The following is a 14,103-nucleotide window of genomic DNA, read 5'->3' as shown; positions in this document are numbered from 1 at the left end:
CCGAAGTCTGCGAATCACGACGCCGAGCAGCTCGGCCTTCCCGCCCCGACGGGCGGAGACGCGGCGGAAGAACACCGACGGAGAGGAGTCCTTGTTGCGGATCGCGGCCATGGCGGCCACATTGCTGTACGCCGACACTCGTCCGGGAACGCCGCTTCGAGTGCGTCGAGCACGTCGGACTGTCGTGAGACCGCGGGCCCGCCTCGCTGCCGAGAGATCGGGCGGACCTCATCGGCCGGACCATCCGTCGTCGGCCGCGGCGCCTGGGCGTCAGCGTTCTCTTGCATGGCGCTGCTGCCAGGCGGCCATCTCGCCGAAGAGGTCGATGCCGTCCTCCTGAGGGGTGTCCACCGCAGCCTGCCGGTAGGCCTGGTAGGTCGTGACGACGATGCGTTCGGCCTGCGGCCAGGAGGCGTAGCGGTCCAGATCCATCCGGTCGGCGGTCTCGCGCCACGGCCGACCCGCCTCCACCCCGTCGGCGATGCGGTCCTTGACGTGGGCCAGGTAGCCCCGCATCTCCGCGACCCCGTCGACGTCGGTGAGCGGTCCGTGACCGGGCACCACGACCGTCGGATCGAGCGCGGTCATCCGGTCGCAGGCACGCAGCCAGTTCGTGAGCGAGCCGGCCCACATGATGGGCGTCCCGCCGATGAAGAGGAGGTCGCCGGCGAAGATCACCCCGGCATCGGGCACGTGGGCGATGGCGTCGCCGGCAGTGTGTGCCGGGCCCAGCCGCAACAGCTCTACATCGCGACCGCCGACTGTCACTGTCAGGGAGTCGTCGAAGACCGTGTCGGCGTTTCGCAGAGTGATGCCGGTGAAGTCGAACGCTCCGAAACAGCTCCGCAGGAAGGGCGACAGGACCGGTCCGAAGTCCGATGTCGCCAGCATGTGGAGCCGTTCGGGGGTCGTGCCGTGCTGGATCTCGTGGTCGGTCTCGCTCGTCGCGTACACCGTGACCGTGTCGTCGAGGAGTTGGTTGCCGAAGCAGTGGTCGCCGTTGGCGTGGGTGTTCAGGACGCCCTGGATCGGCGTGGAGGCGGTCAGGTTCGCCATGGCGTCCAGCATCTCGGTCGTGAGGGGGAGGTCGAAGAGGGTGTCGACGAGGAAGCTCTGCCCCTCGCCCTGCACCAGCCCCGCGTTGCTCATGCCCCACTCGCCGTCGGGCAGCAGCCAGGCCCAGATTCCCGCGGCGATCTCGTGCAGGCCGCGCGTGTAGGTGTTCGTCACGGGTTCCTCGTGTCGGTCGGGATCAGTAGCCGCTCGAGAGCGGGTGAGGGCGGGCGCCGTCGACGATGCGTTGATGCGTGCGTCCGAGGGCGCGACCGCTGAGTGAGACGGTGTCGCCTGGCTTCAGCCATCCGTCGTAGGTCTCCGGGGCACCGACGAGGTGCTCCAGCAGGCAACCGCCGGGAATCGTGCCGGACCCGATGACGTCGCCGGGGACCAAACGGGTGCCGCGCGATACGAACGACACGATCTCTCCGAAGGTCCAGTCCATCGCACCGGTCGTCCCGCGGGCGATCTCGACGCCGTTGACCTCGACCGCCACCTCGAGGTCGAGGCGACCGTCGACGAGCCGGTTCGCCACTTCGTCGGCCGTCACGAGCCACGGACCGAACGTCATGCCGGAGTCCTTGCCTTTGCCCTGACCGATGCCGAGCGCCATGTCGGCCTGCTGCAGATCCCGAGCGGTCCAGTCGCAGAAGAGCATGTAGCCCGCGATCGCGTCCTGGGCGGCGACAGGATCCAGGTTCGAGCCGGGCGTGCCGATGACCGCAGCGACTTCGAGCTCGAAGTCGAACCAGCGTGAGCCCGGCGCGATCGCGACATCGTCGCGAGCGCCGAACAGGGTGGCCGGATTGGCAAAGTAGAAGGCGGGAACACGGCTCCAGACCTCGCCGAGTTCCGGGTCACGGCCGTAGGCCCTTCGGCACCCGCGGACATGGTCGAGGAAGCCGACCGTGTCGCGCACCGAGGGCGGCTGCGGGATCGGGGAGTGCAGCACCATCGATTCGAGTGGGACGACGGTCGCGGGCGATCGCCGCACCGTCTCGGCGATGCGCTCCATTGCGACCTGGCCTGCGGAGATCACGTCGATCAGCGTGCGGTCGTCGTCCAAGACAAGCACCGCGTCGTCGACGACCAGACCGACCCGCAGACCGTGCCCGTGCCGGCATGTCACCCACCGCATGTCGTCTCCCGGAGTTCGCTGTCCCAGCGCTCGAACGGAGGCCGCCGACGGGTCATGACGGTGAGCCCGTCGCTGCGGTCGCGGCGCCCCACCACTCGGGCTGCGGAGGCATCATGCCTCCGTACGCCTGCGACGCCTTCACGATGTGGGTGCCCGACTCCTGCAGGCCTCGGATCGCCTTCTCGGCGAGGTCGGCACGCATCGCGCCGTCCCGCTTCACGAACTCCCCGCCGACGAGGACGGTGTCGACGTCGGAGGTTCGAGCGCTCATGACGATCGCCCCCATCGGGTCGACCGCTGGTGTCAGGTTCAAGGATGTGTTGCGGATGAAGAGGAGATCGGCGGCCTTGCCGACGTCGATCGAACCGCACTCGTCCTCCAGGCCCAGACCGATGGCTCCGCCGAGCGTCGCGAAGTACAGCACGTCGGCGGCACGCAACTCGAGGCCGCCCATGTCGTAAATGCCTTTCTCCTCCAGCGCGCGCTGATTGGCCCGCGCACGCTCCCCCGCCAGCATCAGGCGCATGGTCGTGAACATGTCGGGAGAGTTGTTCGACTGGATGTCCGCTCCCAGCCCCGCCACGACACCGGCGCGGTCGGCGACGGCGGCGATCGGGAACCCCATCCCCATATTCAGCTCGGTCTCGGGGGTGGAGGAGACCTTGGCCCCATGATCGGCCAGGATCGCGAAGTCCTCGGCGTCGGAGGTGTTGCAGTGCGAGTGGAGCTGGTGCGACCAGAGGAGCCCAGCCTCGGCCAGCTGTTTGATCTCCGACCGGTATCCGGGCTTCCACCGGGCGTTGGTGTGAGTGTGGATCAGGCAATCCAGCTCGCGCCCGAGCACCATTTCCCGGGCGGCCTGCTCGATGCCGTTCAGGCTCATCTCGGTCGGGGCGATCCCGAAGCGCACCCGCCCGCCGCTGGTCGCAAACAACGATGAACGCACGCGTCGCGCGTCCTCGAGACGGGACTCGACAGATGTGAAGTACGGATTCGTCGTTTGGGGGTCATAGAGCCCGTAGCACCACACACCACGGATTCCGGACTCGTTGATGGCCGCCACGCCCGCGTCGGCGTGCTCAGGGGTCAAGATGCTGTGGGAGTAGTCGACCGAGCAGGTCGTGCCGGAGTCGAGCAGCCCCACGGCCGCACCGAGTGTTCCGTTGTAGATGTCGACCGCGCGGTGCACGCCGGAGTGGTTGCGCCGGATCGTCCACACGTAGTCCGACAGCGTGAAGTCCACCGTGAGGCCGCGCATCGTCGCCTGCCACATGTGGTGGTGCGCGTCCACGAACCCCGGGATGATCCAAGCCCAGGACACATCGACGACATCGGCACCTTCGGGCGTGGACCCGAGGTTCTCGGCAAGCTGACTGATCCGGCCGTCGACGACCTCGACGTCGACTCGCTGAAAGTTGCCGTTGCGAGGGTCGCCCACCAAGACCAACGCGCCCGTGTAGATCGTTCGAGTGCCCACGAATCTTCCTTCCGCTCGGTCGCGCCGAGTGCCGACCAGCGACTGGACGGTATCATATCGACCTGTATAGTACCGCTCATGGTACCAATGTTTGTGTCCGGGGTCACTCCTGGCGAGGGCGCCGCGCAGGCGCTGCCGACACCGACCACCCGCCCCTTCTGGGACGCCGCGACCGAGGGCCGCCTGGCAGTCCAGCAGTGCGGCTCGTGTGAAACGCACTTCTTCTACCCCCGCATCGCGTGCCCGTCCTGCGGCTCCCGCGAGGTGTCGTGGGTTGACGTGAGCGGACGCGCGACGTTGCTGAGCTATGTCATCAACCACCTCCCCGCCCCCGGATTCGAAGCAGTCGGTCCGTACGTCATCGCGATCGTCCAGCTGGAGGAAGGGCCGACCATGATGACGAACATCATCGGGAGCGACGCTGTGCCCGACCAGCTGGTCATCGATATGCCGCTGCAGGTCGCCTTCGAGGACCGGCGCGGCCAGGTTGTCCCGGTGTTCACCCCCCGAGAGGGGCACGCCGCGTGAGTCGCCTCGTGGCCGCCATCGCCGGCGCCGCCGAAACGAGCCTCGGACGACTGCCCGCCATGTCCGAGTTGGACCTCCACGTCGATGCCGCGCTGCTCGCTCTCGCCGACGCCGGCCTGAGCCTCGACGATGTCGACGGCATCACGAGCGCCGTGCACAACCCGGTCGAGATCGCTCACGCGTTGGGAGTCCGTCCGACGTGGTTCGACGGCACGAGTGTGGGCGGGACGTCGTTTCTGGTGCACGTGCGTCACGCTGCTGCCGCGATCGCTGCCGGGCAGGCCGAAGTCGTCCTCGTGCTGCACGGCGAATCCCGTCGGTCGGTGGTCGGACGCCATCCGCGTCCGATGCCCGCCGACGGGATGCTCGGTCAGTTCGAGCTACCGTTCGGCGTCTACGGCCCTCCCACGATGTTCACGCTCCCTTATCTCCGCTACGCCCACGAGACGGGGACGACGCTCGAGCAGCTGGCCTCCGTGCCGGCTCGGCAGAGCGAGTGGTCGCACGGAAATCCCCGAGCGGCCCGACCCTCTCTCGCGAGCGTCGATGAGGTCCTGGCATCGACGCCGATCGCCTGGCCGTTCACCAAGCTCATGTGCTGCATGGTGAGCGACGGAGGCGGTGGGCTGGTCGTCACGTCGGCAGAGCGCGCCCGCGAACTGCGCCGCACCCCCGTCTATCTGTGGGGGGCGGGCGAGGCGGCCGACAGCCCTTTGGTGTCGCAGATGCCTGACCTCACGCGCGCCGAGACGTTCGAGCGGTCGGCCGCGGCTGCCTTCACCGAGGCGCGCATCAGCCACAACGACGTGGATCACCTGATGGTCTACGACGCGTTCGCACACGTGCCGCTGTACGGCCTCGAGGCGCTCGGTTTCGTCGGGCGTGGGGAGGCCGGCGCGTTCGTCGCCGACGGTAACACCGCCCCGGGCGGGCACCTGCCGATGAACACCAACGGCGGCGGCCTTCGCTACACCCACACTGGCATGTACGGGATGTTCGCGATCCAGGAGGCCGTCCGCCAGCTGCGGGGCGAGGCGTTCGCCCAGGTGCCCGACGTGGGGGTCAGCGTGGTTCAGGGTGTTGGACACTTCTTCTCGGAGGCGGCGACGTTGGTGCTCTCGAACCAGGAGGTGTCGGCATGACAACACCGGCGGCCGCGCCTGCTCGGGGCTTCTTCGAGATCGCGGCCGGCGACCGCGACTGCGTCGCGTTGCGGCTCGGGTCCGAGACCGTCACGCGGGGCGACCTGCTCGATGACGCCCACCGTTGGTCCCGCCTGCTGCAGGACGACCTGGGTCTGCAGCGCGGCGAGACCGTGGCCCTCGTCCTGAGGAATGGTGCGACCTTCATCGCCGCACAGCTCGCGGCGGAGCAGATCGGCCTATACCTCGTGCCGGTCAACTGGCACCTGACCGCCTCCGAGGCCGCCTACCTGATCGGGGATTCCGGGGCTCGCGCCGTGGTGACCGAGTCTGCCCTCGAGTCGCTTGCCGTCGAGGGGGCTCGCCTGGGTGGCGGCCTCGCTCCCGACCGCGTCGTCGTGGTCGGAAGCGCGTCGGACGGACTCTCGGCCGAGAACCTGCTCGCACGGCATCCTGCCTCTGCGCCGATGCAGCGGAGCGCCGGCTCGGTGCAGTACTACAGTTCTGGGACGAGCGGGCGCCCCAAGGGTGTCCGTCGGGCGCTGCCGACGACGACCCCCGACGAGGCTGCCGATGCCCGAGCTCGGCAGCGGTTCGCGCAGTACGACACCGACACCGGGCTCTCCCAGGTGCACCTGGTGGTCGCCCCGCTCTACCACCCGGCACCGAATCTGAACGCGCTCTGCGCCCTGCACCTGGGGCAGGAGCTCGTCATCACCTCACGGTTCGACGCGGCTGAGACGCTCTCGCTCATCGACCGGTTCGGGGTCACGACCACGTTCATGGTCCCGGTCATGTTTCATCGGCTTCTCGACCTCGACGAGTCGATCCGCGACTCCTTCTCAGGCCGCTCGCTCCAGCTGGTCACCCACGCTGGAGCACCGTGCCCGCCGGAGTTGAAGCACCGGATGATCCAGTGGTGGGGTCCGGTGCTCACCGAGTACTACGGGTGCACGGAGTTCGGCATCGCCACGATCATCACTTCCGAGGAGGCGTTGCAGAAGCCAGGCTCCGCAGGCCGCGCGGCACCCGGCATCCGGCTCGAGATCCGCGGGAGCGACGGACGGCCGCTCCCCGCAGGCGAGCCCGGCACTATATACGTCAGCGGTGGCTTCGATTTCACCTACAGCGGTGCGGCCGGGGACTTGATCCCCGCCGGGGCATCGGACGCCTACGACCCGTTCCGGACCGCGGGCGACATCGGCCACCTCGACGAGGACGGCTATCTCTACGTCGGCGACCGACGCTCCGATTTGATCCTCTCGGGGGGCGTCAACATCTACCCGGCCGAGGTGGAAGCCGCCCTCGTGACTGAGCCGTCGGTCGCCGACGCCGTGGTGATCGGCGTGCAGGATGACGAGTGGGGGCAGCGCGTCGTCGCCGTCGTGCAGCTGAAGGGCGGCGAGGAGGGCGGCGAGCCGGCTGCCACCCGCCTGCGCAGTCACCTGGCCGACCGTCTGGCGCGGTTCAAGACACCGCGCGAGTTCCACTTCGTCGACTCCGTCGGCCGCAGCAGCACCGGGAAGATCAACCGCCCACAGGTCGCCGCGCTGGTCGCACAGCGGCGCCCGGGCTCCTAGTGCAACGGTGTTTGCCGGCAGGGTGGGAGCGGGTCGCCTCGTCGCTTGTAGTGGCTTATCCGAGCTTGGTGTTGGCGTCGTCGTCGCCAGTGTGACCAGTGGAGGATGTGGTCGACGGGGGCGGGTCGGCGGTGGGTGAGGCGGTGGATCAGGCGTCTGATCTCGGGGAGGCTGAGGGGGACGAGGTCGGAGGATCCGTTTCTGCTTTCCCGGTGTCGTCGAGGTGGTGGGCGCGGGCGACGGTGAGGGCGGCGTGTGCGGCCATGGCGAGGATCCAGCAGGCGATGTAGTGGGTCATCTCGTGGGGACGGTTCACGCTGCGGCGGGCCAACTGAATCGGCGCACCGAGCGCCTGATCGACGGCCTGCTCGGCCTCGCGCTGGGCGAGCGCGGCTCGCCCACGCCGCCCGGATCACCACCACCGCCGACCACCATGGCGGCCTCGCCATAACCAGCCATAGCCCCCCTCTAGCCCCCACTCCAAAAGGCCCACGGAGCCAACCTCCACTCGCACCCGAAAGCGAAACCGGCACGAGTGGCTTGGCCGTTGATGCGGTCGCCGGGTCGACGGTCCCCCGACCCTGCGCAATCCCAGTAGGCCCCGTCGCGTCAGGGTTCTCCCGTGGTCGAGGAGAAGGATTCGGGCATGCTCGACGATCATCCGGAGCCGAGATTCGGAGAGTTCGACACAGTCCGCCTCGGTGGCTCCGACAATGCTTGTGGCGCTCTGATCTGGCTTGTCTATAATTGAACCAATAATGAACGAATATTTATGCAGGGAATAGGAGTGGCTTTCGTTTACCCAAGCGACGGTAGGTCTCATGGACCGGGAACTGTTTGCCCAGCCGCCTTACGGCGTCATCGACCCGGGGACGCGCCAGGGCGGGCTGGTCGCTTCCGCCCTGCTGGACGTGTACCACCGGCTGCGAGCGAGCACCTGTGCCGCCTATCTCCCGACGGAAAGCCGCCGGGCACTGGCCGCGTCCATGATCGTGGATTCTCCCTTGGGCTTTGGCATTCCGTCCGGTTTCGACATCGACGACCTGTCGTGGCCGACGACACGGTCGTATCGGACGGGGAAACTGGTGGCCTTCGACGAGGTCGACGTATGGGAGGGGGTGCGTCGATCGCCGCATCGGTTCCCGACCAACATCACCTTCTCCATGGCGGTCGCCTCTGCGCCGATACGAACCTCACGGAACCGGTTCGGGACCATCGGCATACGTCTGGTACCGCCAAGGTCGGTCACGACCGAGGAGCGGGAATACATGCAGGCGGTCGCAGACCGGCTGGCCGCCGACCTCGAGGAGTTGACCGGGGGAGAAGAGGCCGTCACGGCTCCCGCCGTTCCGGTGTTCATCCCTGCGGGACCGGAGCCCGCCGCAGGCGACCCGGACCTTGAGCCGAGGCTGCTGGAGGCCGTGGCGTCGGCGACGGTCCGCAGCAGCCACTTGTACCAGATCCAGCGGCTTGCCAGGGAGCTGGCCGGTGCGGCGCAGGTCTCCGACATCCTCGCGCTCGCCCAGACCAGGGTTGTCCAGGCCTTCGGCGGCAGGGCCTCGGCGCTGTCCGTCGTCGAGGGGGAGCGGCTGCACGTGGCGGGGGCAGCCGGTCTGCCCCGCGATGCGGTCCGCGACATCGAAGGGACGCCGCTGTCCCGGCGCACTCCGGAGACCGACACGGTTGCCACGTCCAGGGCCAGGATCTTCGGCTCGGGCGAAGAGGTGGAGCGCGCCTATCCGGGCGTCACCGTGGATCCCGGTGAGGGAGCGCGCGGATACTTCCCCCTGTTGCACAGCGGCCGGGCGATGGGTTGCTACACCATCGAGTTCACCGGCTCGCGGAAGCCGTTGTCCGCCATGGAAACCACGCTTTTGAGCCTCCTGTTGGAGCAGGTGGCCCAGTCCCTGGCCCGTGCCCGGTCGCAGGAGGTCGAGCACGCCCTCACCCGCAGGATCCAGCACACCCTGCTGCCCGGGAGCCCGCCGCACATTCCCGAAGCGGTCACCACCACCCGGTACTTCTCCGCGACCGAGGGCGTGGCGGTGGGTGGTGACTGGTACGACGTGCTCAACCTGCCCGACGGAAGTATCGGGCTCGTGATCGGCGACGTGGAGGGCCACAACCTGGCCGCCGCAGCGGTGATGGGCCAACTGCGCAGCATCGTACGGGCGTACGCCGCGGAGGGGCATGGCCCCGCCGTAGTGCTGGAGCGGAGCAACAGCGTGTTGTCGGGCCTGGACGCCAACCTGTTCGCGAGGTGCTGCTGCATGTGGGTCGACGTGGCGGCCGGCGCCGCCACCATAGCGAGCGCGGGGCACCCGGGACCCCTGGTCGGTGACGGCCCCGACGTGGCGCAGCCGCAACTCACGGTCGGGCCGCCGCTGGGGGTCGACACGCGGGCCGTCTACCGGGAAACGGCGATCGATCTGCGCCCGGGATCGGTGGTGGCACTGTTCACCGACGGCCTGCTGGAGGAACGCCGGCTGGGGTTCGACAACGCGGTCGTGCGACTGACCCGTCTACTCGCCGACAAGGGCGGCGAAGACCTCGAAGTGCTGGCCGACGCCATGGTCCACGCCGGCTCGGCGCGGGAGGCCGGTGGCGATGACGCAGCCCTTGTCCTGATGCGGTTCGAAGGCGCGCGGCCGCACGAGACGGCTCGCGTCGCCCGCATGTCGGTGCAACGGCACGACCTGCTCGGGGTCGCCCAGACCCGCCGCTTCCTGCGGGACGTGCTGCAGCGGTGGTCGCTGCTGCTCATGCTCGACGATTTGGAGGTACTGGTCTCCGAGGTCGTGACCAACGCGCTCATCCACGCCCACAGCGAGGTGGACCTGAGACTGCGTGCCTATCCGCACCGGATCCGGGTGGAGGTACGCGACAGCGATCCGTATCCCCCCGTACCGACCACGCTGCTCCAGGATGACGCACGCAATGTGGAGGCCGAGTCGGGACGAGGCCTGCTGATTGTCGACGCCCTCGCCACGGCCTGGGGCAGCTCGCCCGCGGGACGGGGCAAGACGACCTGGTTCGAGATCAGCGTGTGAGCCTGGGGGTGGTTGGTTGCTGTGTGGGTGGTGACGTGGGCTGGGGTGTTGCAGGTTGGATGATGAACGTTTTGTGGCCGTCCGGGTGAGGGCCGTGAGGGGTTTGGCCTAGGGGTGTCGTAGTTGTGGTGAGAATACGCGGATGTGTTACACATACCTTCTCCGTCTAAAAGAGCGTTTTGTCCTGTGAGTCGTGTTCGGTTCCGGCTTCAGGTGTAGCGAGCCATCCCAGGGTCCGCTCCACGATCCAACGTCTGGGGAGGACTTTGAATCCCTTGACGGTGGGGTCGCGTTGGACCACTTCGACGTCGATTCCCAGGGTCGCGCCGTGCTCGATTGCCTTGGTGCGGTAGCCGGCGTCGGCCCGGGCCTTGGTCACGCGGGGGTGGGCGGCGGCGATCGCCGAGAGCAGGTGGATGCCGCCGACGGTGTCGACGCCGACGTGGCGTTTCCTTTCGACGATTCTCTTGCCGGCGTCGATGCCCCGACCTGCGGCGGGGACGTTCGCGGAGGTCTTGACGCTCTGCGCGTCCGACACGCACGCTGAGGGCTCCGCGTCGCGGCCCTCCCGTTCGCGGACCAGGCGCCGCAGGACTCCGTCGAGCTGCTCGAAGACGCCGCCCTTCTGCCAATGGGCGAAGTAGCCGTACGTCGTCGGCCTATCAGTTACGTGGAATCAAGCGCCGCAGGATGCGTCTCGTATCCTGCGGCGTCCCCACGTACCGAGGAGATCAGTTGGGCAGCGCGGTGGTGTCGGAGGAGAAGTGGCCGGTCCTGGGCCGGCACGCGAGGGCGGCCGAGTGGCTGCGAATATGGACGGACCTGGGGCGGGCTCCCCGAACGATCGATGCGTAAGCGCGGGGACTTGCCGAGTATCTGTCGGTCTGTGAGCGCGACGGGATCGACCCGATCGCCGCGAAGCGGCTGCACGTCGCGGCCTTCGTGAAGGAACTGGGGACGAGGCCGAGTCGCCGGGGAGGCAAGGTCGTCGTCTTGGCCTCCGGAGCCGGCATGGCGAATGCGACGTTGCAGCAGCGTCTGGTGCCGGTGCGGCTGTTCTACGACTACCTCGTCGAGGAAGGGCTGCGGGCGTCCAATACGGTCGGCCTGCCTGGAGACCGCCCTGGCCACCACGCTCGCCGCGGCCGCGCACCGACGACACACCCACCTCGTCCTCGGCGCGCGGTTCGACCCCCTCGAACTCCACGCCTGGACCACCACCGGCGACCGGATCATCGGCGAACAAGCCGAACTCGACCGCGAACTGCACCCCGTGTACCCCCTCTAGCCGCGAACACGCCCGGTCAGAGGCCGAGTTGCGCCACGGCGACGCCTCCGAACCCGGTCGTGCCAGGATTCGCCACCCCCGAACGAGGTAACTCGTTCGGGGGAATCTCGTTCTCAGGCCGTGACCGAAAGCGAAACCCGCCCCGGGGACATCCTCGTCCCCGACACCGAACCCCCCGACCGCTCCCACGACAACGCCTTCGCCGACACCTCACTGCGCCGCATCGCCGCCCGCGTGCCGTCCGATCTGGCCCTGACCGCCCGCCTGGCCTGGAGCGTCGACCCGCGGACCCTGCTCGTGACGACCGCCGCCCAGCTCGGGGCCGCGGCCGCGACCGCGTTCGGGCTCCTGGCCACCGCCGACGTCCTCACCCCGCTGCTCGCCGTGCACGACCGCGCCTGGCAGGACACCGTGAACGCCGCCGCCCCGGCGATTGCCGTCCTGGTCACCGCCGCGAGCGTGCGCGCCGTCCTGCAGGCCGTCCTCTCCGCCGCCTCCGCCCGCCTGGGCCCACGCGTCGACAGCCACGCCGCCGCCCGCCTCCTGGACACCGTCACCCGCGCCGACCTCGTCGCCTACGGCCCGGCGCGCTTCTTCGGCGAAGGGGCCACAGGGGCACCCTGCCCGACCATTCTGGGGAAATCCTTCGGACGAACTGCCCGAAGAACTGCGCCCCGCGATCGAGGCCGCACGACAACGGTGGCCGAGGGCAGGTGGAGAGCGCGCCACCGGTCGGGCGATTCGCCCGAGCGACGACTGGCCGCCGAACTCGACCTCCCCCGGACGTTGGAGACCCTGATCGAGGCTGTCGAGCCTTGTGCCGGCCCTGCTGAAGGGGCGGGTGACAGGAAAAGCCCGCGAACCGAGCCCTGTGATCGGACGGTTCGCCGCCCGGGTCAGCTGTGCACGGGGATGAGGAGGATCGGGGAGTTGGCGTGGTGCAGTGCCGCGTGGACGACGCGGCCCAGGTTGGGGCCGAAGCGGCCGGTGGGGCGGTGAGCGGCGAGGACCAGTAGGTCGGCGTCGGTGCTTGCGGTGATGAGGGCGTGTGCGGGAGCGTTCAGGACGACGTCCTCGGTGACGGTGACGTGCGGATGCTTCTCGCGGAAGGGCTTCACGGCGCCGGCCAGGCTGGTTTGCGCCGTCAGGCGCCAGTCGTCCATGATCGACACGGCCGGGGCGAATCCGACGCTGTCGGCCGGCATCGGTGGGTAGCGCCACGCGTGGACGGCGCGCAGTGGCAGGTGTCGGGCTTCCGCCTGGGCGAAGGCGGCTTCCAGAGCGGGGCCGCAGCCCTTGTCGGAGACGCCGACCACGATCGATTTCGGGCCGCGGTCGGCGGCCGTGTCGTGGTCGGGGTGGACGACCAGGATCGGGCACCGGGTCGTCGCCGCGACGGGGAGGCTGACCGAGCCCATCAGGAGGCCGGCGAAGCCGCCCATCCCTCGGCTGCCGACGACCAGCAGTGCGGCGCGGTCGCTCGCGGCCGCCAACGCGTCGATGGCGTTGGCGAGTTGGACCGTGGTGAGCACCGAAAGAGCGCTGTGGCGGGCGCGGGCACGGGCGGCGCCCCGGTCGACGATGGCGCGGGCGTTCTCGCGCAATTGTTGGCCGAAGCGGTCGCCGTCACCGGCGACTTCGACCCATTCGAGCGCGTGCAGTACTTCGAGGGTGGTGTGTCGGCGGGCGGCTTCGTCGGCGGCCAGGTCCACGGCGCGCTCGGCGCCGGGTGAGCCGTCGTATCCGACGACGACGTGCCCACGGGCCGGCGCCGCGGGGGAGGGTGATCCGGTGGCGGATGCCGGTGCCGGGTTCATGGTGGTCGCCTTTCGAATGGATGATCGTCGGGTCGGACGCCGGCCCGTGCCTCGGAAGCCCGGGCCGGCCCACGCTCACGCGTGTGAGATCGATTCCGCGTCGATGTGTGTGGTGGGGACGATTACGAGGGGGCAGCGCGCGTGGTGGATCAGGCCCCGGCTGACCGAGCCCAGCAGCATGCCCGCGATACCGCCGTGTCCGCGGGTCCCCACGACCAGGCCCATCGCGTGTTCGGCGGCGTCGGTCAAGACCTTGACCGGGTGGCCGACGGCGACTTCGCGGCGCACCGACACGTCCGGGTACTTCTCGCTCCATCCGGCGAGCGTCTCGGCGAGCCGGATCCGGCCCTCCCGAAGTTCCTCGCCGGTGCGTAGCCCGGCCATCAGTCCGGTGGACAACTGCCGGACGTGCACGGCCACGATCGTGGCGCCCCGTCGGGCGGCCTCGTCGAAGGCGTACGCCACCGCCGGTTCCGAGCGCCGCGCCCCGTCCACACCGACCACGATCGTGTCCGGACCGGTACCGGTGTGCTCGGGCTCGCGGACGACCACGACCGGGCACTCGGCGTGCGCGGTGATCGCCGTCGCGATGCTGCCGGTGATCAGCAGTTCGGTAGTCGCCGACAGTCGGCGCGAGCCCACTACGATCATCGCCGCGTCCCGCGCCTGACCGGGCAGCACCGAGATGGGCGCGCCATCGAGCAGGAGCGACTCCGCGACCAACCCGGGATGACGCGCGGCCACGACCGCCCGAGCCTCGTCCAGCGCACGCATGCCCGCATTGCGGAACCGCTCGCCCCACGTCTGCCGACGCGTGTCGGTGCCGAGTCCGCGATCGGCACCGGTCGGCCAATCCAGGGTGTGGACCAGGCGCAACGGCAAACGGCGACGGGCGGCCTCGTCCGCGGCCCACATCACGGCGAGCCCGCCCGCCTCGGTGGGCTCCACTCCCACCACGATCGGCGGCTTCCCCTCACGCATGTTCACGGTGCACTCCCTCTGCCCGGACCGGCGTGTGCCGGTCCGC

Annotated in this window: 12 protein-coding genes and 2 pseudogenes; 7 read left to right on the top strand and 7 right to left on the bottom strand. The window is 69.2% G+C overall.

Translation table 11 applies throughout. The features are described from left to right. Nucleotides 1–270: 270 nt before the first annotated feature. From ACIBM5_RS34240 to ACIBM5_RS34230, 3 genes are read right to left on the bottom strand one after another with little or no spacing between them, the layout of a single operon-like run. Nucleotides 271–1,230: an MBL fold metallo-hydrolase gene (locus ACIBM5_RS34240; protein ID WP_396010539.1), complete on the bottom strand. Its 960-nt coding sequence runs from the start codon at nucleotides 1,228–1,230 to the stop codon at nucleotides 271–273. 22 nt (nucleotides 1,231–1,252) lie between these two features. Continuing rightward, nucleotides 1,253–2,194: a fumarylacetoacetate hydrolase family protein gene (locus tag ACIBM5_RS34235; RefSeq protein WP_396010538.1), complete on the bottom strand. Its 942-nt coding sequence runs from the start codon at nucleotides 2,192–2,194 to the stop codon at nucleotides 1,253–1,255. A gap of 52 nt (nucleotides 2,195–2,246) precedes the next feature. Beyond that, a complete protein-coding gene (locus ACIBM5_RS34230) occupies nucleotides 2,247–3,671 on the bottom strand; it encodes an amidohydrolase family protein (RefSeq protein WP_396010537.1) in 1,425 nt (474 codons plus the stop codon). Between the two features lie 78 nt (nucleotides 3,672–3,749). On the opposite strand from ACIBM5_RS34230, the gene ACIBM5_RS34225 reads away from it, so the two are divergent. Genes ACIBM5_RS34225 through ACIBM5_RS34215 form a run of 3 tightly spaced genes read left to right on the top strand, consistent with a single transcriptional unit; the run spans nucleotide 3,750 to nucleotide 6,921 of the window. After that, the gene (locus tag ACIBM5_RS34225; RefSeq protein WP_396010536.1) at nucleotides 3,750–4,199 is read left to right on the top strand and encodes a Zn-ribbon domain-containing OB-fold protein; all 450 of its coding nucleotides are present in this window, start codon (nucleotides 3,750–3,752) and stop codon (nucleotides 4,197–4,199) included. Then, the gene (locus tag ACIBM5_RS34220; protein ID WP_396010535.1) at nucleotides 4,196–5,341 is read left to right on the top strand and encodes a thiolase C-terminal domain-containing protein; all 1,146 of its coding nucleotides are present in this window, start codon (nucleotides 4,196–4,198) and stop codon (nucleotides 5,339–5,341) included. The genes ACIBM5_RS34225 and ACIBM5_RS34220 overlap by 4 nt, the downstream gene beginning before the upstream one ends. After that, nucleotides 5,338–6,921: an AMP-binding protein gene (locus tag ACIBM5_RS34215; RefSeq protein ID WP_396010534.1), complete on the top strand. Its 1,584-nt coding sequence runs from the start codon at nucleotides 5,338–5,340 to the stop codon at nucleotides 6,919–6,921. Before ACIBM5_RS34220 ends, ACIBM5_RS34215 begins: the two co-directional genes overlap by 4 nt. 148 nt (nucleotides 6,922–7,069) lie before the next feature. Here ACIBM5_RS34215 and ACIBM5_RS34210 read toward each other — a convergent pair. Further along, nucleotides 7,070–7,252, bottom strand: a pseudogene (locus ACIBM5_RS34210) (IS701 family transposase); the annotation flags it as partial. Here ACIBM5_RS34210 and ACIBM5_RS34205 point away from each other — a divergent pair. Both ACIBM5_RS34205 and ACIBM5_RS34200 read left to right on the top strand, forming a co-directional pair. Then, entirely contained in the window at nucleotides 7,223–7,372 is a 150-nt protein-coding gene (locus tag ACIBM5_RS34205) for a hypothetical protein (protein ID WP_396010601.1), read from the top strand. The pseudogene ACIBM5_RS34210 and the gene ACIBM5_RS34205 sit on opposite strands and share 30 nt — an antisense overlap. 817 nt (nucleotides 7,373–8,189) lie before the next feature. Continuing rightward, nucleotides 8,190–9,971 carry a SpoIIE family protein phosphatase gene (locus ACIBM5_RS34200; RefSeq protein WP_396010533.1) on the top strand — a complete coding sequence of 594 codons (1,782 nt, stop codon included), beginning with the start codon at nucleotides 8,190–8,192 and terminating at the stop codon, nucleotides 9,969–9,971. A gap of 220 nt (nucleotides 9,972–10,191) precedes the next feature. Here ACIBM5_RS34200 and ACIBM5_RS34195 read toward each other — a convergent pair. Continuing rightward, nucleotides 10,192–10,626: pseudogene (locus ACIBM5_RS34195) on the bottom strand (IS5/IS1182 family transposase); the annotation flags it as partial. A gap of 363 nt (nucleotides 10,627–10,989) precedes the next feature. On the opposite strand from ACIBM5_RS34195, the gene ACIBM5_RS34190 reads away from it, so the two are divergent. Beyond that, the gene (locus tag ACIBM5_RS34190) at nucleotides 10,990–11,259 is read left to right on the top strand and encodes a lasso peptide biosynthesis B2 protein (protein ID WP_396010532.1); all 270 of its coding nucleotides are present in this window, start codon (nucleotides 10,990–10,992) and stop codon (nucleotides 11,257–11,259) included. 120 nt (nucleotides 11,260–11,379) lie between these two features. Then, nucleotides 11,380–12,258 carry a hypothetical protein gene (locus ACIBM5_RS34185; protein ID WP_396010531.1) on the top strand — a complete coding sequence of 293 codons (879 nt, stop codon included), beginning with the start codon at nucleotides 11,380–11,382 and terminating at the stop codon, nucleotides 12,256–12,258. Here the strand turns inward: ACIBM5_RS34185 and ACIBM5_RS34180 are convergent. Both ACIBM5_RS34180 and ACIBM5_RS34175 read right to left on the bottom strand, forming a co-directional pair. Continuing rightward, on the bottom strand, nucleotides 12,156–13,076 hold the full coding sequence (locus ACIBM5_RS34180; RefSeq protein ID WP_396010530.1) for a universal stress protein: 921 nt from the start codon (nucleotides 13,074–13,076) through the stop codon (nucleotides 12,156–12,158). The genes ACIBM5_RS34185 and ACIBM5_RS34180 overlap by 103 nt on opposite strands. Before the next feature lie 75 nt (nucleotides 13,077–13,151). Continuing rightward, nucleotides 13,152–14,057, bottom strand: coding sequence for a universal stress protein (locus ACIBM5_RS34175; RefSeq protein WP_396010597.1), 906 nt, complete (start codon nucleotides 14,055–14,057; stop codon nucleotides 13,152–13,154). Between the last annotated feature and the right edge of the window lie 46 nt (nucleotides 14,058–14,103).

The organism is Embleya sp. NPDC050493 (genome assembly GCF_044458105.1).
GTDB lineage: Bacteria > Actinomycetota > Actinomycetes > Streptomycetales > Streptomycetaceae > Embleya.
The sequence above is the reverse complement of the archived record's forward strand: the minus strand, read 5'-3'. Positions and strand labels throughout refer to the sequence as shown.